Origin of the sequence: Thalassobacillus devorans, from assembly GCF_011761345.1 — a bacterium.
In the GTDB taxonomy this organism is placed as follows: Bacteria; Bacillota; Bacilli; order Bacillales; family Halobacillaceae; genus Thalassobacillus; species Thalassobacillus devorans.
On record NZ_JAASRY010000004.1, the window covers coordinates 282259 to 303047 of the forward strand.

General features: G+C 41.8%; 17 protein-coding genes. 2 read left to right on the top strand and 15 right to left on the bottom strand.

The genetic code is table 11. From position 1 onward, the window contains the following. Positions 1-2: 2 nt before the first annotated feature. Both sdhA and FHS45_RS14585 read right to left on the bottom strand, forming a co-directional pair. Positions 3-1763, bottom strand: a complete 1761-nt coding sequence (gene sdhA, locus FHS45_RS14580) for a succinate dehydrogenase flavoprotein subunit (RefSeq protein ID WP_062447121.1) — start codon at positions 1761-1763, stop codon at positions 3-5. Between the two features lie 56 nt (positions 1764-1819). Next, complete coding sequence (locus FHS45_RS14585; protein WP_062447123.1) at positions 1820-2440, bottom strand: succinate dehydrogenase cytochrome b558 subunit; 621 nt, start codon at positions 2438-2440, stop codon at positions 1820-1822. Positions 2441-2967: 527 nt separating this feature from the next. Between FHS45_RS14585 and FHS45_RS14590 the strand changes: the two genes are divergently transcribed. Next, the gene (locus FHS45_RS14590; protein WP_062447125.1) at positions 2968-3405 is read left to right on the top strand and encodes a YslB family protein; all 438 of its coding nucleotides are present in this window, start codon (positions 2968-2970) and stop codon (positions 3403-3405) included. Positions 3406-3419: 14 nt separating this feature from the next. Here FHS45_RS14590 and uvrC read toward each other — a convergent pair whose 3' ends face one another. From uvrC to zapA, 12 genes are all read right to left on the bottom strand, one after another. Then, positions 3420-5219: an excinuclease ABC subunit UvrC gene (gene uvrC, locus FHS45_RS14595; protein WP_062447127.1), complete on the bottom strand. Its 1800-nt coding sequence runs from the start codon at positions 5217-5219 to the stop codon at positions 3420-3422. 808 nt (positions 5220-6027) lie between these two features. After that, a complete protein-coding gene (gene trxA, locus FHS45_RS14600; protein ID WP_062447130.1) occupies positions 6028-6342 on the bottom strand; it encodes a thioredoxin in 315 nt (104 codons plus the stop codon). A 237-nt stretch (positions 6343-6579) separates the two neighbouring features. Next, positions 6580-7560: an electron transfer flavoprotein subunit alpha/FixB family protein gene (locus tag FHS45_RS14605; RefSeq protein WP_166761425.1), complete on the bottom strand. Its 981-nt coding sequence runs from the start codon at positions 7558-7560 to the stop codon at positions 6580-6582. 31 nt (positions 7561-7591) lie between these two features. Then, on the bottom strand, positions 7592-8365 hold the full coding sequence (locus FHS45_RS14610) for an electron transfer flavoprotein subunit beta/FixA family protein (RefSeq protein WP_062447134.1): 774 nt from the start codon (positions 8363-8365) through the stop codon (positions 7592-7594). Positions 8366-8384: 19 nt separating this feature from the next. Next, the gene (locus tag FHS45_RS14615; protein ID WP_062447137.1) at positions 8385-9155 is read right to left on the bottom strand and encodes an enoyl-CoA hydratase; all 771 of its coding nucleotides are present in this window, start codon (positions 9153-9155) and stop codon (positions 8385-8387) included. Between the two features lie 17 nt (positions 9156-9172). Next, a complete protein-coding gene (locus FHS45_RS14620) occupies positions 9173-9760 on the bottom strand; it encodes a TetR/AcrR family transcriptional regulator (RefSeq protein ID WP_062447140.1) in 588 nt (195 codons plus the stop codon). A gap of 101 nt (positions 9761-9861) precedes the next feature. Next, complete coding sequence (locus FHS45_RS14625; protein ID WP_062447142.1) at positions 9862-11577, bottom strand: AMP-binding protein; 1716 nt, start codon at positions 11575-11577, stop codon at positions 9862-9864. Positions 11578-11816: 239 nt separating this feature from the next. Beyond that, entirely contained in the window at positions 11817-12224 is a 408-nt protein-coding gene (locus tag FHS45_RS14630) for a DUF350 domain-containing protein (protein WP_062447145.1), read from the bottom strand. 21 nt (positions 12225-12245) lie between these two features. Beyond that, a complete protein-coding gene (locus FHS45_RS14635; protein WP_062447148.1) occupies positions 12246-14591 on the bottom strand; it encodes an endonuclease MutS2 in 2346 nt (781 codons plus the stop codon). 15 nt (positions 14592-14606) lie between these two features. Then, the gene (gene polX, locus FHS45_RS14640; RefSeq protein ID WP_062447150.1) at positions 14607-16331 is read right to left on the bottom strand and encodes a DNA polymerase/3'-5' exonuclease PolX; all 1725 of its coding nucleotides are present in this window, start codon (positions 16329-16331) and stop codon (positions 14607-14609) included. Between the two features lie 67 nt (positions 16332-16398). After that, the gene (locus FHS45_RS14645; protein ID WP_062447152.1) at positions 16399-16947 is read right to left on the bottom strand and encodes a CvpA family protein; all 549 of its coding nucleotides are present in this window, start codon (positions 16945-16947) and stop codon (positions 16399-16401) included. Beyond that, positions 16940-17227 carry a cell division protein ZapA gene (gene zapA, locus FHS45_RS14650; RefSeq protein ID WP_062447154.1) on the bottom strand — a complete coding sequence of 96 codons (288 nt, stop codon included), beginning with the start codon at positions 17225-17227 and terminating at the stop codon, positions 16940-16942. Before zapA ends, FHS45_RS14645 begins: the two co-directional genes overlap by 8 nt. Positions 17228-17392: 165 nt before the next feature. On the opposite strand from zapA, the gene rnhC reads away from it, so the two are divergent. Beyond that, a complete protein-coding gene (gene rnhC, locus FHS45_RS14655; protein ID WP_062447156.1) occupies positions 17393-18313 on the top strand; it encodes a ribonuclease HIII in 921 nt (306 codons plus the stop codon). 36 nt (positions 18314-18349) lie between these two features. Here the strand turns inward: rnhC and pheT are convergent, their stop codons facing one another. Then, a complete protein-coding gene (gene pheT, locus FHS45_RS14660; protein WP_062447159.1) occupies positions 18350-20776 on the bottom strand; it encodes a phenylalanine--tRNA ligase subunit beta in 2427 nt (808 codons plus the stop codon). Positions 20777-20789: the final 13 nt, after the last annotated feature.

Below are 20789 nucleotides of genomic sequence, written 5' to 3' on the forward strand. Positions count from 1 at the left end.
GATCATTTACCCCCTTTACTTTTTGAATAGTCGCGCTTACGAGGCTTGATCAGGGAAGTGTCGACTTCCTCGTAGGTGAAAACTGGTTTGTTTTCAGCCTTATCGTAAGTTGCGATCGTTGTCTTCAACCATTCTTCATCATTACGATCCGGGAATTCAGGCTTATAGTGTGCGCCACGACTTTCATTACGGTTATAAGCCCCCAATGTCATTACCCGTGCTAATTGTAGCATATTCTGTAATTGACGGATGAACATTGCTCCCTGGTTGCTCCAGCGAGATGTATCATTTACGTTGATGCGTTCGTAACGTTCCATAAGTTCTTGAATCTTTTTATCTGTTTCAAGCAATTTAGCATTTTCACGCACAACTGTGACATTATCCGTCATCCATTCACCAAGTTCTTTATGGAGCTGGTAAGCGTTCTCATCGCCATCCATTTTCATAATCTTTTCAAAATTATCCTTTTCTACTTCTAATTGCTTCTCAAATACGCTCTCATCAATGTCTTCATATGTCTTCTCTAAACCATCGATGTATTTAGCAGCATTTGGACCAGCTACCATTCCCCCATAAATTGCAGAAAGAAGGGAGTTAGCTCCAAGACGGTTTGCTCCGTGCTGTGAATAATCACATTCACCAGCAGCAAAGATACCCGGGATGTTAGTCATTTGGTCAAAATCAACCCACATACCACCCATGGAATAATGGACAGCAGGGAAAATTTTCATCGGCACCTTACGAGGGTCTTCCCCAACGAATTTTTCATAGATCTCAATGATACCGCCAAGCTTAACATCAAGGAATTCAGCATCCTTGTGTGATAGGTCCAAGTAGACCATATTTTCCCCATTAATACCAAGCTTCTGGTTTACGCAGACATCAAAAATTTCACGGGTAGCGATGTCACGAGGAACAAGGTTTCCATAGGCAGGGTATTTTTCTTCAAGGAAATACCATGGTTCACCATCTTTATATGTCCATACACGGCCACCTTCTCCACGGGCCGACTCACTCATAAGACGGAGCTTGTCATCGCCTGGAATAGCTGTAGGGTGAATCTGGATGAATTCTCCGTTTGCATACTTGACGCCCTGGCGGTATAGCGCCCCAGCGGCAGACCCCGTATTAATAACAGAGTTGGTTGATTTACCAAAGATAATGCCAGGTCCCCCAGTAGCCATGATTACTGCATCCGATTTGAAAGCTTTCATTTCGTGGGTGTGCAGATTCTGAGCTACTACGCCACGGCCAGTACCTTCTTCATCTATGATGGCAGAGACGAACTCCCAGCCTTCGTATTTAGTAACAAGGCCATTAACCTCATGACGGCGGACCTGCTCATCGAGAGCATATAACAACTGCTGCCCTGTTGTTGCGCCAGCGAATGCTGTTCGATGATGCTGAGTTCCACCGAAACGACGGAAGTCTAACAGTCCTTCAGGAGTACGGTTGAACATAACCCCCATACGATCTAATAGATGAATGATACCAGGAGCAGCGTCAGTCATCGCTTTTACTGGTGGCTGATTAGCAAGGAAATCCCCGCCATAAACTGTATCGTCAAAGTGTTCCCAAGGTGAATCCCCTTCACCTTTTGTATTTACGGCTCCATTAATACCGCCTTGCGCGCAAACAGAGTGAGAACGTTTTACAGGTACAATGGAAAGCAAATCGACGTGAACGCCCGCCTCTGCCGCTTTGATGGTTGCCATCAAACCAGCCAGGCCTCCGCCGACAATAACTATATTTCGATCGCTCATTTAAAACTCACTCCCTCTAAGTACTATCAATTCTATCTGATAAGGATATGTCAAAATTAAATTCCGTAGGCAAAAGTGAATAGTGTACGTACACCTACATAAGAAACCGCTAAGAATACGATGATACTGACATAGGTCATGATGCGTTGTGACCTTGGAGTCATCGTTATACCCCAGCTGACAAAGAACGACCATAGTCCATTTGCAAAGTGGAAAGTCGTTGATACTACACCCACTACGTAGAACCAGAAGAAGAATGGATTAGTCAAAATGTTCTCCATCAATTGGTAGTTGAGGTCAACCCAGCCAAGACCGATTGCAATCCGAGTTTCCCATACATGCCAGGCAATAAAAATCAGTGTAATTACCCCAGTGTACCTTTGGAGCATAAACATCCAGTTACGGAAATACCCATAATTGGACACGTTATGCTTGGCTGTGAAGGCAATATACACCCCATAAATCCCATGGAAAAGAATCGGTAAGAAAATGACAAAAAGTTCAAGAACATACCGATATGGTAAACTTTCCATAAAATGTGCTGCAGCATTGAATGCTTCCGGGCCCCGTGTAGCAAAAAAGTTCACGGTCAAGTGTTGGATCAAAAAGAGCCCGATAGGAATAACCCCAAGTAATGAATGGATTCTTCTGTTAATATAGTCGCGATTTCCCGCCATGTTTTACCCCCCTCAAGTTAAATGAATAGTTCGTAATAGTATGTACATTATCAGCAATCCCTGGGGTCCAAAAAATTCAAGAAAACAACCATTGGCCAAGGTAAAGAATGTTTATGGCCATTTCCCTTTAACTTTATCTTTAAGAGCGCTTTCTTACTTCACCGGTTAATTTTCCTGAGAATCTTTTTGAACACCCATCCATATAAAAGCGCTTTAAAAAGCACATAAAACAAAACAACGGGTAAGTTTCTTCAACCCCAGGCTGCATTTTCACACTTTGCCATGGTAAAGCGTCAATGGCAATGTATAAAAATAATAGGGGGATCATCCCCATTTCGTGTGCTTTGTTGATAAATGTACAAAAAGTGACATATTTATTGTACTTCTATCATGTGGGAGCGTCAAGAAGACTGAACAATAAATTCGCCATTCGAAAGATTAATCAAAAATTACTAAATCCTTTAATTTTGGTTGCACTTGAATACTAATCAAGCGATAATAAATTATGTAGAAAGGAATGACCGAATATGAGGGGAAATACATCCAAGATCAACCTGGAACAATTGCAGTCGCTGGTACACACCGGGGCTGGTTATGATTTGCTCAGGTACTATATACTTCCAGATTTATTAGGTAAAGAAGCACCATTTCTTCTTTATTATATGGGCAAGAATTTAGCACGGAACAGCAACATGGAAAAGTTAGAGGATATAACCGAATATTTCCAACAGTTCGGCTGGGGTACCCTGTCTGTTGTACAAGAGAAAAAAAAAGAAATCCTTTTTGAACTTAGCGGCCATGTATTGGAGAAAAGGATCCAAAACCCTCTTCTGGAAGTTGACTTTAAAATGGAAGCGGGCTTCCTGGCAGAAGCTATGAAAATATTACAAGATGTAAACGGAGAAGGCTTTGAAGAGGTTGATAAGAAAAAAAACCTAGTTGTATTTAAAGTCGTTCATACATAAGAGAAAGAGCCAGCTTATTCTTCTGCTGGCTCTTCTTGTTGTTCTTGATTCAAATGTTCAATTACTTTTTGGGCTACCGGAAGCGGAATCCCCAATTTTGTAATGTCTTCTGGTACAGCACGACGAATTTCTTCGACAGATTTAAAATGACGTAACAATAAACGCCTTCGCTTCTGTCCAACGCCTTCAATCTCATCTAACTCCGATTGAATTGCACCCTTCCCCCTAAGTTGCCGGTGGAAAGTGATCGCAAATCGGTGCACTTCCTCCTGCACTCTTTGAATAAGATAAAAAACTTGTGATTTTCTGTCTAACTCTACTACTTGCGGAGGCTCTCCATAAAGTAATTCACTAGTTTTATGCTTATCATCCTTAGCTAAACCACAAAGAGGGATATCCAACCCAAGTTCATTTTCAAGCACATCTATTGCAGCACTCATTTGTCCTTTAGATCCGTCCACCATAATCAAATCGGGTAGTGGGGCTTCTTCTTTCAAAACTCGCTTATATCTTCGCCGAATCACTTCTCTCATCGTTTCGTAGTCATCCGGACCTTTTACATCACGAATTTTATATTTACGGTATTCTTTCTTTTGTGGCTTTCCATCTATGAATACCACCATGGCTGAAACAGGATCTGTGCCTTGAATATTAGAATTATCAAATGCTTCAATCCTTCTTGGGGTTTCTATATGAAGTTTCTCACCAAGCTTTTCTACAGCTTTGATTGTACGTTCTTCATCCTGTTCTATTAATGCAAATTTTTCCTTAAGCGCTATGTCTGCATTTTTCATTGCCAGTTCAACCAGCTCTTTCTTCCTGCCTCTCATCGGGATATGGACTTTGGTATCCAAAACTCCTTCCAATAAGGAGATGTTTGTAGCAACTGGAACCAATATTTGTTTCGGGTAAGGATGGTTCTGATGGAGATAAAACCGGCCGATATAGGATAAGAAAGTCTCTTCGGGATCATCAAAAAATGGGAACAGGGCAATATCTCTTTCTATCAATTTACCTTGCCGTACAAAGAAGACCTGGACACACATCCAGCCTTTATCATAAGCATAACCAAACACGTCACGATCCACCTGATCATTCAAGGTCATTTTTTGTTGCTCCATGACCGACTCGATATGTTCAATTTGATCACGCAACTCCTTTGCCCGCTCAAAGTCCAAGTCCTCTGAAGCCTGATACATTTTTTTCTTTAAATCTTTCTTAATTTCTTTATGCCCGCCACCCAAAAATGAAGTAATGTTCTGAACGATATTTTGATTCGTTTCCTGAGAAACCGGATATTCACAGGGGCCTAAACATTGATGCATGTGATAATAAAGGCAAACTCTATCAGGCATCGTATTACATTTTCTCAAAGGGTAAAGCCGGTCCAGAAGTTTCTTGGTTTCACGGGCTGCCAGTACGTTGGGATAAGGACCGAAATACTTTCCTTTATCTTTCTTTATTTTTCTCGTAACAATTAAACGAGGCTGTTTCTCCGCGGTAACTTTCAAATACGGATACGTCTTATCATCTTTTAGAAGGACATTATATTTAGGGTCATATTTTTTGATAAGATTCATTTCTAAAATCAGTGCTTCCATTTCAGATGTGGTGACAATATATTCAAAATCCACGATTTCCTGCACCAGTCGCTGTGTTTTTCCGTCATGCGCTCCTCTAAAATAAGAACGCACGCGATTTTTTAAGACTTTTGATTTACCAACATATATTACGGTATCGTTTTTATCTTTCATTAAATAACAGCCTGGCTGGTCAGGAAGGACAGCTAACTTTTCCTGTATGTTCTGATTCATACTCTATCCCTCCATCTATCGGGTATATGATAAATTTACCATATCCTCCTCAATAGAATACAGTGTCACGATTTTTATTAGGAACTGCTAAACTTTGTTGATGATTTTTCATATGAAGTTTATTCAACAATAGGGCCGAATTGTGGACGACTTAGTTTCAAGATAGTGAGGGTTCTTTACCATAATAGCGTCAAGGGTGGCTGGGAAACTACTCTCTTTCCTGTGGGGGACCTGGCGAGCTTCCTCGGGCTATCGCCCTGTGGGATCTCGCCTGGATCCTTCTCCCACGGGAGTCTCGCAGTTTCCCAACCACCCTATCCAAAAGATGGAAAAGAACCACTGTTATAGATGAAGATGTCTTCCACTAAACTGTGTATTGCAAGCTACAATCATGCTTTTACAAGTAGCTCTCCCTTTGGTTGAAGGACTGTATAACGATGTTTCCGTTTCTCTTATAAACGTAAGAAGGTCCGGGAAATTGCGAGACTCCTCGAAAATTCTATGCATTTCCTTCGTGCGGTGTTTATTCAAAAAACTTATTCAAAGTCCTATGGGATGAACATGATCGGTGAGATCCCGCAAGGCGAAATCTGAGGAAACTCACCACGTGCCCATGGAAAGCGAGTGATTTTCCGGACCTCCCAATTCTCAACACTATAACAGAAACAGTTTCTCTCGTAACTGAGTCTTCAAGTAAAGGGAGCTTTACTGTAATATCAGCAATGAAATTATGTACTTACCCGCCAAATGTTGAGAAAACATAGTAAAAGCCACGTTACGCTTGTAACGTGGCTTGAGTGTCGTAGAATTATGCGTGTTTTTGAATTAGATCAGTCAATGCTTCTTTTGGCTGGAAGCCGATTACTTGATCGACTACTTTACCATCTTTGAAAAGTAGAAGCGTTGGTATGCTCATAACGCCATATTTACTGGCCGTTTCCTGATTTTCATCAACATCCAACTTAACAATCTTGACTTGATCGCTCATTTCATCGTCGATTTCTTCAAGTACTGGAGCAATCATTTTACAAGGTCCGCACCAAGGAGCCCAAAAATCGACTAGTGCTAAACCATCATTTGTGTGTTCTGTAAAGTTTTGATCAGTTGCAGTTACAATTGCCATTGAATATTCCTCCTCGAACAATCATTTTAAGCATAAATTGAGTATATCATGTTCCCAATTGAGTAGCTAATACTTTGTTTATACCACATAAACCCTGATCTTATTCATTGTATTAGGATAAGTTAAACCCAGTTATAGAGCCGAAAAGCCAAAAGCTTGATTTTAGGGATTCCTGATATAAGAGCATAAATTATAAAAAGCCGAGGCAGCGTTGTCCTCTGCCCCAGCAATTGTGTATTACGCATTTACTTTGATTTGTTTGATTTCCTCGATCAATTTCGGTACGACCTCAAATAAATCTCCCACAATACCATAGTCAGCGACATTGAAAATATTAGCTTCCGGATCTTTATTAATGGCGACAATGACTTTCGAGTTGGACATACCAGCCAAATGCTGAATAGCACCTGAAATACCCGCAGCAATATATAGGTCCGGTGTTACCACTTTACCAGTCTGGCCGATTTGAAGGGAGTAATCGCAATATCCTGCGTCGCAAGCTCCGCGGGATGCACCAACTGCTCCTCCTAATACTTCTGCCAATTCTTCCAGAGGCTCGAATCCTTCTGCGCTTTTAACCCCGCGTCCACCTGCTACGATCACTTTTGATTCAGATAAGTCGACGCCCTCAGAACCTTTTCGGATGATATCTTTAATGAGCGTACGCAGATCTGCGATATCCACGTCTTTCGTAGTTACTTCTCCTGAACGTGAATCATCACGTTCAAGTGATGCGATATTATTCGGACGGATCGTTGCGAATACGATTCCGTCTGTAATCATTTTCTTTTCGAAAGCTTTACCAGAGTATATCGGCCGTGTGAAGATGATATTTCCGCCTTCACTGCTGACTTCTGTTACATCTGAAATTAATCCTGTTTCCAACTTACTGGCAAGCTTAGGTGTCAAGTCCTTCCCTACTGCTGTGTGGCCCATCACGATACCTTCCGGGCTTTCGTCATCTAATACTGCCTTAATTGCTTGCCCATATCCTTCCGATGTATACGTTTTCAATTTTTCGTCTGAAACAGTTATCACGCGGTCTGCTCCATAATAGATCATTTCGTTACCTTGTTCAGTCAAATCGCCCTCACCACATAAGACGCCTACTACTTCTCCATCCGGGCTAATTTGTTTGGCAGCCGCAATCGCTTCAAATGTTACATTACGTAAAGAGCCCTCACGATATTCCCCAATCACTAACATTTTTTTTCCCATACCGATTCTCCTTTCCCAATAAAAACTGAGTTTATAGTACCTTCGCTTCGTTTCTTAATAACGAGACAAGTTCCTTAACTTGATCGTCTATTTCTCCTTCAAGGACTTTTCCAGCTTCCTTTTCTGGTGGCAGGAAAATGTCCACGGTTTTTGTTTTAGCTTCCACATCACCTTCGTCTAAATCCAGGTCATCTAGCTCTAATTCTTCTAATGGCTTTTTCTTCGCTTTCATAATACCTGGCAATGATGGATAGCGTGGTTCATTCAGCCCTTGCTGACATGTAACAAGTAACGGCAGGGAGGTTTCTACTTTCTCCACATCCCCCTCTACATCCCGTTCAATCTGGACTGTCTCTCCATCGACACTAATAGAAGTGATGGTTGTAACATAAGGGATATCCAGACGCTCTGCCAGACGAGGGCCAACCTGTCCGCTTGCTTCATCGATGGCGACATTACCTGCAAGGATGATATCTGCTTCTTTACCTTCAAAGAAGGCTTCCAAAATCTTGACGGTTGTAAATTGATCCCCATCCTCCAAATCATCTTCTGTGTTGATTAATACAGCTTTATCTGCACCCATTGCAAGCGCCGTACGCAATTGCTTTTCGGATTCCTCTTCCCCAATTGTGACTACTGTTACCTCTCCACCATGTTCATCACGAAGGTTGATTGCTTCTTCCACTGCATATTCATCATACGGGTTGATGATGAATTCTGCACCTTCTTCATCGATGCGGCCATCGTTGATCGCAATTTTTTCTTCAGTATCGAAAGTACGTTTTAATAAAACATAAATATTCATATAAAAACCTCCTAGTCTATTAATCTTTAAAATTAGGTTTTCTTTTTTCCATGAATGCCTGGATACCTTCTTTGGCATCCTCTGTACCAAAGGCCACTCCAAAGGCTTTCGCTTCAGCCAGTGAACCTTCCTTGAACTGCGGGTTACGTGTATAGGAGACTAATTCCATCACCTGACGGATTGTCGGGCCACTCTTTTGAGCAATTGTTCCTGCCAACTTTTCAGCAGCCTGGAACATTTCGTCTTCTTCAAAACTTTTATTTACCAAGCCTTCTTGTTCGGCTTCTTCTCCTGATATCGAACAACTGGACAACATCATTTCATATGCTTTGGCTGCCCCAACATAGGCAGGCAGGCGTTGAGTTCCTGCAAACCCCGGGATGATACCCAGGTTCAATTCAGGCAATCCGAATTTAGCGTCCTTGGCTGCATAGCGAATATGGCACGCCATGGCAAGCTCAAGTCCACCCCCTAAAGCAGCCCCATGAATGGCTGCAATAATAGGGACATGGAAATTTTCCACTCGATTGAATAATTCCTGCCCTTTTTGAGAAAGGTTTGTGTAATCGGATTCATTTTGAAGCGAAGTAAATTCTTTTATATCAGCTCCCGCTGAAAAGAATTTACCTTCCCCTTTTAAAAGTATTGCTTTTACAGTCCCATCCTTCTCTATATCATCCAACTTGGCTGATAGTGCCTCCAATAAGGAAGTGGATAACGCATTTGCAGGTGGACTTTGTAATGTAAGCGTAGCTACATGATTTTCTACATGATAGGTTATGTTCCCCAATCTACTACCTCCCCTTGCTATGTTCTATATGTCAAGCCGCGAACGATCATATCATGGACCGCCCCGGCCTGTTCAACTAAATCATAGTGCTGTTCTTTCATTACCCAATTGGTAACGGCTTCATCCAGGGTTCCAAAAATCATTTGACGAACCAGACGTTTATCGATATCGTTCCGGAAAATTTCATCCTGGATCCCTTCTTCTATAATTTGATCTATTACAGTCAAATACCTTTTTAAAACTTCATTTATCTTTAACCGTAACTCTTTATTGGATTGCCTTAATTCCAGCTGGGTGACAATAGCAAGATGATGATCAGCGGTCAGCTGTTCAAAATGTTTTTCAATTAATTTAAGCAGTTTTTCCACTGCTGTTTGCTGGGAGTTGGTCTCTTCTTCTATCTTTTGGATAAAGTTGCCCATTTTTTGCTGAAATAAAGAAACTAATATGTCTTCTTTATTTTTAAAGTATAAATAAATGGTACCATCCGCCACCCCTGCCTGCTTCGCAATCTTAGAAACTTGCGAGGAATGGTATCCATTTTCAGCAATCACCTTCACAGCTGCATCAATAATTTGTGTATATTTCGGCTTATTCTTTTTCACTTGTATCTCCTGCCTATCTCTTCTGAAAATGAATGAATGGTCATTCACTTATTATTCTACATCCCCGTTTTCTTCCTGTCAATAAAAAGAGGGACAAGCCCTTAAGGTTGTATGGGTTCCTTGCTTGCCGACGTTTGTTTATTTTTTTCTTCTTCAATCAACGTGCGGCGTAAAATCTTACCTACAGCTGTCTTTGGTAATTCCATTCTGAATTCATAAACTCTAGGAACTTTATAGGCTGCCATATGTTTTCGACAAAAAGCATCCAATTCCTCCTCTGTTACCGAAGAATCTTCTCTTTTTACAATGAATGCTTTTACCGTTTCTCCTCGATAGGGGTCTGGAACGCCTACAACTACAGCTTCCTGTACAGCTTCATGTTCATATAAAACTTCTTCAACTTCACGTGGATAAATGTTGAATCCACCTGCAATGATCATATCCTTCTTACGATCCACCACATAAAAGTAACCTTCCTCATTCATATATCCAAGGTCACCAGTGCGGAACCAGCCTTTCTGATCAAGCACTTGTTCTGTCTCTTCTATGCGACCCCAATAACCTTTCATGATTTGAGGGCCCTTTACAGCGATTTCACCGATCTCATCATAATCAGCCTCTTCTTCACTTTCTATACTTAAAATTTTGGCATCCGTGTCCGGCCAAGGTACTCCGATACTGCCATTAATTCGGCGATCCCAAACGAAGTTAGAGTGAGTGACTGGAGAAGTCTCCGTTAGTCCATATCCTTCCACCAGCTTTCCTCCAGTAATCCGTTCAAAACGCTCCTGCACTTCTATCGGTAACGGTGCTGACCCACTTATACAGGCTTCAATTGAAGACAGATCATATTTTTTCAAGCTTGGATGGTTCAATAATGCGATATAAATGGTTGGAGCCCCAGGAAATAAGGTAGTCTTCTGTTTATCAATTGTCTTTAAAACTTCCCCCGCATCAAATTTAGGCAGCAGCACCATTTTGGACCCCATCATTATAGACAGGTTCATTACAGCAGTCATGCCGTACACGTGGAAAAAAGGAAGTACACCTAATACAATTTCTTCTCCTTGCTTACATTTATACAGCCACTTCATCGACATTTGCGTATTGGCTACCAGATTCATATGAGTCAGCATGACACCTTTAGGATAACCGGTTGTTCCCCCTGTATATTGCAGCAAGGCTAAATCTTCTTCCGGATTAATCTCCACGTGTTGGACTATTCCATCTGAAACATCCATAATGTGATCCCATAAATGGGTATCTTGTGTCTGCTCGGGTTTTACAACCAATTTATATTGTCGTTTTTGTATAAATGGGTAAATCCTGTTTTTGGGAAATGGGAGATAATCTTTTATACCGGTAATGATTACGTGCTCCAGGTCGGTATTACCTTTTACGTTACTTACTTTGGGGTAAAGAATGTCCAAACAAATAATTATTTTCGCCCCTGAATCATTCATCTGGTATTCCAATTCTCTTTCCATATATAAGGGGTTGGTTTGAACTACAATACCCCCAGCCATTAATGCGCCATAATAAGCAATTACTGACTGCGGACTATTCGGAAGCATGATGGCAATTCTATCCCCTTTTTCTAAGCCAAGATTCTGAAGGTATGCCGCGAATTTTTTTGTTTCTTCGAACACCTCCTGGTAGGTTAGCTCCTTCCCCATAAAATGAAGCGCTTTCTTTTCCGGGTAACGTTCAGTAGCTTCATTTAAATAGAGGGGCAACGCTTTTTTGTCATACTCTAGGGTAGCGGGAATTTCTTCTGGGTAATGACGGTGCCAAGGTCGTTCAAACTTTTGTGTCATCCGAATTCCTCCCTTTTTCTAACGCTTACTCTTATTATAACCATATCTCCTCATGAAATGAATCATTATTTAAAATTTTGAAAATTTTACATAGGCTAAAGGTAACAAAAACAGAGAAAAGACAGGACTTAAGTAGCCTGTCTTCTTTCAATTCATAATGATAAATATGACTCCCACAATGATAAATAATGCTGCCACTACACCCAGCACCTTTGCTAATGTTTCCATCTGCTCGCTCCTTAAATAATGTTAGCTCCGATTACAAAAGAAAGTCCTACGGAAATAACAAGCGAAATAAACCCGACTGCCCGGTTGTCCTTTTCTATTTCCACGTCTATTTTAAAGTGTGGGGTTAGAAATTCGTAGATGAAGTAGCCAATCAACAGCAATAGAAACCCATACACTCCCCAGCCCATGGTCTGAAGCAAGGAATCATTATGCTCAATGGAATATCGAAAAATATTAGCTATACCAAAGATCTTGCCTCCAGTCGCCATCGCTACAGCCAAATTACCTTCTTTAATTTCTTTCCAGTTATTATAACGAGTAACAATTTCAAAGACAGCCATGAAAACAACCAGACATAGTATGACCACACTATATCTTGCAGCTGTCTCAATCAATGGATACTCCCAAAAGCTATTCATCTACGATTCCCCCTCGTGTCCTCATGAAAGTTCTAACACAGTAACTCCTCCACCACCTTCATTCATTCCCCCGGAACGGTGGGATTTAATAGAAGGATGACGGTCAGCAAAACTTTTCACACCATTTCGAAGTGCCCCGGTTCCTTTACCGTGAATAATAGACACCCGTGGGTATCCAGCCAGGATTGCGTCATCTACATATTTTTCTAAACGGTGGAGTGCTTCTTCATATCTTTCCCCACGTAGATCTAATTCTGTTTTCACATGATACCCTTTTCCTTTAACGGTGGCCATCGGTTTCTCTTTCAACGGCTGCTCGGATTTGATATATTCTAAATCCTTACGTTTTACTTTTACTTTCATAATACCTACTTGGACCTGGAAATCATGATCACTTATTACATCAAGAATCGTGCCAGTTTGGTTTAATGACAATACCTTGACTTCATCTCCGGATTTAAGCTTTCGGTCGCCTTTAGAAATCGGCTTTTTCTCTTTTTGTTTTCTATCAGCTAGCTCAGGCCGGGCATCCTCTATCGTTTTTCTCGCTTCAATCCATTCATGTTCTTTGAAGTCAGCCTGGTGTTTTCTGCTTCGTAATTCTTTTACTATTTCTTCCGCTTCAGCTCTCGCTCTTTCTACGGCCTTTTCAGCTTTTTGTTCGGCTCGCTGATATAGCTGCTCACGCTTGTCTTCAAACTGTTTCCACTTCTTTTGCAATTCTTCGTGAATCTCCTGGGCCTGCTGAAGAACTCTTTCTGCTTCTTCATAATCACGGTCCGCACCCCTTGTTGATGCTTCAAGGGAAGCAATCATATTCTCGACGCTCTTCGAATCACTTCCCACGTGACCCTTGGCAGTCTCTATCACCTGCTCATCCAATCCCAGTCGCCGGGAGATTTCAAAGGCATTGCTTCGTCCTGGCACACCAATCAATAATCGGTATGTGGGCTGCAATGTCTGGATATCAAATTCTACGGAAGCATTGATAACTCCTTCACGATTATAGCCGTAGGCTTTTAATTCCGGATAATGCGTAGTAGCGATAACCCTGGCATCACGTGAGACTACTTCATCTAAAATAGACATCGCAAGTGCTGCACCTTCCTGGGGATCCGTTCCTGCTCCCAGCTCGTCAAATAACACTAACGTCCTATCATTAACCTGCTTGAGTATATCCACAATATTTGTCATGTGAGAAGAAAATGTACTTAAATTTTGTTCGATGGACTGTTCATCACCAATATCAGCAAACACATTTTCAAAGACAGCCATCTCACATCCATCCAGCGCAGGGACCTGCAATCCAGACTGAGCCATCAAAGTACACAGGCCGACCAATTTTAAAGTGACAGTTTTACCACCAGTATTAGGACCGGTAATCACAATGGAGGTAAACGACTCACCCAGTTCAATATCGTTCGCTACCACTTCTGTGTCATCAATTAACGGGTGTCTCGCCTGCTTCATTTTTATAACGCCCTGGTCATTCATGGCAGGCATAGCGGCTTTCATTGATTGGCCGAGCTTCGCCCTTGCAAACATAAAGTCGATTTTCTCCAGAAGCTCGACATTTTGATAAAGAAAAGACTGATCTGCAGCAATAGCTTCTGATAATTCTTTTAGTATCCGATCAATTTCATGCTTCTCCTGGACTTTCGCTTCCTGCAGTTGATTATTGAGGTCCACAATAGCTTGAGGTTCAATAAATAAGGTAGCTCCTGATGCTGATTGATCATGTACAATACCACCTATTGCCCCTCGATACTCTTGCTTTACCGGAAGTACATAGCGTTCATTTCGGATAGTTACAATGGCATCGGAAAGCATTTTACTCTTTGATTTTGTATAGTTATCCATTTTGTCCCTAACCCTGCTTTCATATGTTCGGATTCGGGATCTGATGGTGCGTAATTTCTCCGATGCTCCATCCATGACATGGCCATGATCATCGATACAGTTTCGGATGTTCCGTTCCAGATCACCCAACGGCTCAATGCCATCTATCAGTTCGCGTAAAATTGGCACTTCCGGTTCTTCCATTTGTTCGATGAACCTTTTTATCTGCTTTCCTCCATAAATGGTAGATGCAACATCGAGACATTCCAGAGGGCTTAGAACACCACCAATGGTTGTACGCTTGATGCTTGGTTTGATATCAAAAATTCCACCTAGTGGAGCATTCCCATGCAGCCGGATTACCTGGGCCGCTTCATCCGTTTCATTTTGCCATTGTATAACTTCGTCCAGCTCTGTTGAAGGTTTTAAAGCTAGTGCTCTACTTTTCCCGAGGGAAGATGCAGCATGTGCTGCTAACTGGTCGATAATTTTTTTATATTCCAACACATGAAAAACACGTTGATTCATGATTGATTGACTCCTTTATTTCCTGGCTTTTCCTTGGAAAAGGTTTACTAAGTCCTCCTTTTTCCAAGTATTAATCACATTTTCCTTACGCAGCCACCCTTTGCGGGCAGCTCCAACACCTATCCTCATATGATCCAGCATGGAATAATTATGGGCGTCAGTATTGATAGCTATATGCACTCCTGCTTCCTGGGCTTTAATTAACGTTTCCCAATTCAGATCGAGCCGGTTCGGGTTGGCATTCAATTCAAGTATAGTGCCGGTCTGCTCCGCCTTTTCTATTAATGTATCTAAATCCACCGAATATCCTTTTCTTCTGCCTATCAAACGTCCGGTTGGATGGGCAATCATATGAACATACGGATTCTCCATCGCATTTACCAGCCGTTTCATGATTTTATCTTGTGACTGCGTGAAGCTTGAATGAATGGACCCAATAACAAAATCCATTTCCTGCAAAAAGGCATCGTCAAAATCCAGTGAGCCATCCGGAAGGATATCCATTTCTATACCGGCAAAAATATGAAAACCTTCCATCTCTGCATTGATTTTATCAAGTTCTTCTCGTTGTTTACGTAAACGTTTTTCATTAAGGCCGTTGGCTACTCGTAAGTACTTAGAGTGGTCTGTGATGGCAATAAACTCATACCCCATCTGTTTTGCCTGTTCTGCCATCTCGCGAATCGACTGGGCTCCATCACTCCAAGTGCTGTGCATATGAAGGTCGCCTCTAATATCTTTAAGTTCGATTAAATTGATTTCCTCTTGTGCTTTTTCAATTTCACCTAAATTTTCACGTACTTCTGGCGGAATCCAATGCAGGCCGAAATGAGCGAAGAACTCTTCTTCTTCTTTAAAAGTTTTCACTTCTCCCGTTTCTACATTCTCGATGCCGTATTCACTAATTTTCTCATTCTGTTGTTTAGCCAATTGCCGCATGGCCACATTGTGATCCTTTGATCCGGTAAAATGATGGAGGGTAGTCGCAAATTCCTCCGGTTTGACAATCCTAAAGTCTATACTGATATCATATCCTTCATTTACAACAATAGAAACTTTTGTTTCACCAGAAGCAATCACTTCTTCAATTTCCCGGTAGTCTAATAATTCATCACGTGTCGCTTCCGCATGATTTGAAACGATAATAAAATCTAAATCTTTAATCGTCTCCCTCATTCTGCGCAGGCTTCCAGCACGGGAGTATTTTTCCACTGTTTTCAACGTATCAAGGAATGCCTCGATTTTTTCCGCCAATGGCAGCATCATGGCTATCGGAAGGCGTTCCGGACGGCTATCCGCTTCTTCAAGTGCCTTGACTATCTTTTCTGCCGATTTTTTTCCAAAGCCCTGTAATTCTTCCACTCGTCCATCTTCACAAGCACTTTTCAGGGAAGCAGCATCTGTTACTCCTAATTCTTGATAGAGTTTAGATAACTTTTTCCCGCCCAGTCCCGGTAAATCCAACAGTGGTACCAAACCACGTGGTACTTCTTCCTGAAGTTGCATCAATGTATCAGATTTTCCATTTTCTATGAACTCATTAATTACCTCTGCTGTGCCTTTTCCGATTCCTTTCAGCTTCGTAAAGTCGTCAATTTCACTTAAGGAACGTTCGTCTTGTTCCAATGCCTGAGCAGCTTTTCTATAGGCTGATATTTTAAAAGGGTTTTCCCCTTTCAGTTCCAGATATATTGCTACTTGTTCCAGTAATTTGATTACTTGTTTTTTATCTACTGCCATGCCATCCACTCCTTGCTATGATTTTTCCAATCTCGTAAAGAAAAAACTTCTCCGTTTAAGAGAAGTTTTATAATAGGGCTGCTACATGCTCAAACCAGAGCGACTTCAGCTGCTGCGAGAACATCGGTGTATGTTCAATTATTGCCTGGGCAATTGTGGCGTTATCTAATGCATTTTGCACTGCTTCAAGCGGGAGCAGTGCGGCAATAGATAGGAGGATAAATAGAATCAAATACGTTTCGATGAATCCAAGAACCGCGCCTAATAAACCGTTTAATGTGCGCAATATTGGCAGATCTGCCACAAAGTCCAGCATAGATGCTATTATTTGTACGATGATCTTCACACCAAAAAAGAGAATCGCAAAAGCGATTGCATTGTAGAAGGCCACTTCTAATGGAAGACTTTCCAGGAAAACCGCCCATTCGGCACTACTTGGTAAATCAGGATAAGGCACCCAGAGGGTCAGTCGTTCCGCTAAATCATCGTAATACAAAACAGCGACAACAAAAGCGGCTATGAAGCCAATAATATGGAAAAGCTGAAGGATGAACCCGCGGCGTAATCCATTCAGTAATCCAATAATCAACATAATAATAAGCAGAATATCAATCATCTTGTTTTCTTTCCTTTTCTTCAATGTTTTTCAATTTCTCATGGAGTTCATTATACGATTCTTTCAAAGCTATGTAATCATTCATCGTATTGACTGCCGTCAGGACCGCAAGTCTGGAAGTATCCAAGGAACGGTTACCCTCCTGGATTTCACGCATCTTCTGATCTACAAGTCCTGCCACCAACTTGACACGGTTTGGTGATTCCTCTCCAACAATCGTATAGGAACGATTATATATCTCTACGGTAGTTCGTGATTTTTTATCTTTTGAATGGGACATAGTATCCCCCCTGACAATAGAATCCTAAAGTTTATCTTAACACGAAGGGGATAAATAGGGAAACTAAATCTATCGTACTTTGTACGGTTCTGTCTTATTCTGTCGTCTGGTATACTAAGCATAAATATTAGCAGCCTTCGTGCTAAAAGAGAGAGGATTATAAAAATGGGTCAAGTTGTACTTACCGTAGCAAAAAACACTTTAAATGAAATGAAAGATTATTATAAAGCACAGATCAAACCGGATGTGCCTCCATCCGCCCTATTTGTAGCCAAGACACCGGGGAGCACGATTACAGCTTATCGTTCCGGAAAGGTATTATTCCAAGGTAAAAGCCCGGAAGCTGAAGCAGCTAAATGGGGAACTGCCGAGCAACAGGTTAAGAAAAAAATTAAAAAACATGCCTATCAACCGCCACAATCTTTATTTTCCAGTTCTCATATTGGCTCTGATGAAGCAGGAACCGGCGATTACTTTGGGCCGATCACAGTTGCGGCAGCTTATGTAAATTCAGAACAGGTTGCTCTCTTGAAGGAGCTTGGTGTCAAAGATTCCAAACACCTGACCGATGATAAGATTCGCTCAATTGCAAAGGATCTTATCCACTTGGAAATCCCTTATACTTTGTTGAAATTGAATAATAAAAAATATAACCAGTTACAAGCTAAAGGCTGGAGCCAGGGGAAAATGAAAACCATGCTCCATCATCACGCATTGGAAAAACTTTTGGTGAAAATAAAGCCTGAGCGTCCAGAGGGGATTCTAGTGGATCAATTTTCAGAACCTGACGTCTATAAACGCCACCTGGCATCCGAAGGAAATAAATTACAGGAAAATGTATACTTCATGACAAAAGCAGAGAGTTATTCGATTGCCGTTGCCACGGCATCCATTCTTGCCAGAGCCAGTTTTGTGAAAGCAATGGAAGATATCGAGGCGGATGTCGGCCTAACAATCCCCAAAGGAGCATCCCTGCAAGTGGACAGGGCTGCTGCCGCCGTTATCAAAAAGTATGGAAAAAATAAGCTGGGCGATATAGCAAAGCTCCATTTTGCCACCACTCAAAAAGCTAATAAATATCTATAAGAAAGAGCTTACCGTCAATTCGGCAAGCTCTTTTTATCAACCTCTTAATTCTGCCTGGTGTTTCTCTTTCACTGCTGTAAGAATTTTTTCGTGAGCATCTTCCACTTCTTTGTCTTTCAGTGTGCGATTTGGGTCCATATAGAACAGATTGAAGGCGATGGATTTTTTACCTTCTTCCAAATGTTCACCCTGGTAGACATCGAATATGCGAACATCTTTCACTAATGGAGCGCCTGCTTGCAGGATGGTTTCAGCAATTTCACCTGCTGCAGACTGTTCCTCTACCACCAATGCAATATCCCTGCTGATGGAAGGGTATTTAGGAATAGCCTGGAATGCTTCTTCTTTTTGATAATGATCGAATAACTCTTCAGCATTTAATTCAAATACATAGGTGTCCTTCAAATCCAGGTCGTTTTGCAGCTTTGGATGTACTTGACCAATAAAGCCGATTACCTTTCCACCAAGATAAACATCAGCTGTGCGTCCAGGATGCATATCCGGGAGTTTAGACTGTTTGAAAGTCAATTTCAGGTCAAGCAAATAAGCCATTCCTTCTACTAACCCTTTGACAACAAAGAAATCGACTGCTTTCTTTTCTTGCTGCCACGGGTGCAGCAGCCAATTACCAGTAAGGGCTCCTGACAAACGCAGCTGCTCTTTTGGCTGCACAGTAACCTGTTCTTCTTCACTGATAAATACAGTCCCTAATTCATAATAAGCAAGGTCGGTTTGTTTTCTTGCCACGTTATAAGATAAGGAAGCAAGTAATTCCGGTAATATGCTCAGTCGAAGATGACTGTGCTCTTCGCTCATTGGCATCGCTAAGGAAATAGGTGCTGCTGCCTGTTCCTTAACCTCACGACTGACCAATTGACCTGCTCGCTCAGCATTGGTTAACGAGTAAGTGATTGTTTCATCCAGGCCTGCTCCCTGAAGGTAGTTTTTTACTTTTCTCTTTAACTGCTGCTGTAGAGTAAGGCCACCCGCCTGGGAGGCACCGCCTGGCAAAGTATAAGGCAGATTATCATAACCATAGATTCTCGCTACTTCTTCCAGCATGTCTTCGAAAAGTTCAACGTCCCCTCTGCGAGTTGGAACTGTTACCGTAAACAGTTCTCCCTTCTGTTCATATCCGAACTGAAGACGGCGAAGAATATCGGCAATTTCCTCATCAGATATAGTGGTTCCCAGTCGCTCATTGATATGGGAAGAAGTAACATCTACCTTTTTAGGCTCCCTGTCCAATTGATCAAATTCTACTACGCCTTCTAACACTTTTCCGTTAGCATATTGTTCAAGCAATTCGCACGCTTTCACTCCTGCACGAACAACTCGGTTCGGATCCACGCCTTTTTCAAAACGCGTACTGGCTTCACTTCGGAGCCCGTGGTCTTTAGATGCAGTACGTACTGCACCCGGCTGGAAGTATGCTGCTTCTAATAAAATATTTGATGTACCCTCGTGTACCTCGGAATCAGCACCACCCATGACACCGGCAATCGCTGTCGGCTGCTTGCCATTAGTAATCACTAGATGATCCGGTTTTAAGTTGCGTTTTTGATCATCCAGAGTGGTGATCGTTTCATCTTCCTTCGCTCTCCTTACGACCACTTCGTCTGTTTCGAAACGGTCCAAATCAAACGCATGGAGTGGCTGGCCATATTCTAGCAATACGTAATTCGTGATATCAACCACGTTATTAATTGGGCGCACCCCTGCGGCAATCAATCGATTTCGCATCCATAATGGGGACGGTCCTATTTTCACATCTTTGACTATAAATGCTCCATAATAAGGATTCAAATCAGGATCTTCCACATGGACAGAAATAAAGTCAGATGCTTTTTCTTGCACTGGATGAATGATTTCCTCTTGAGGGGTGAACGGCTGATCCAATATCGCCGCCACTTCATAAGCGACTCCTAGCATGCTCAAGCAATCAGCACGATTTGGGGTCAGGCCAAGTTCAATAATCATATCATCCAAGTTCAACAGCTCGATCGCATTCACTCCGACTTCCACTTCATCCTGGAAAACAAAAATTCCGTCGACAAACTCTTTCGGTATGTCTTTTTCATCAACTCCAAGCTCCTGAAGAGAGCAAATCATTCCATTGGACTCTACACCCCTCAGCTTCGCTTTTTTAATTTTGAAGTTCCCAGGTAACACAGCACCCGGTTTGGCCACTGCGACTTTTTGTCCGGCAGCAATATTCGGTGCTCCACATATTATCTGCAGCGTTTCTCCCCCGACATCTACCTGACATAAATTAAGCTTATCTGCATTTGGATGCTGTTCACATGAAAGAACATGGCCGACCACGACATCATGCAGCTGCTCAGCTATGGGTTCGATACTTTCTACTTCTATGCCTGTTTTCGTAATCAGCTCAGCTAACTCTTCCGGTGACTGATTTTCTATATCCACATATTGTTTCAACCAATTTAAAGATACTAGCATGTTCGGACTCTCC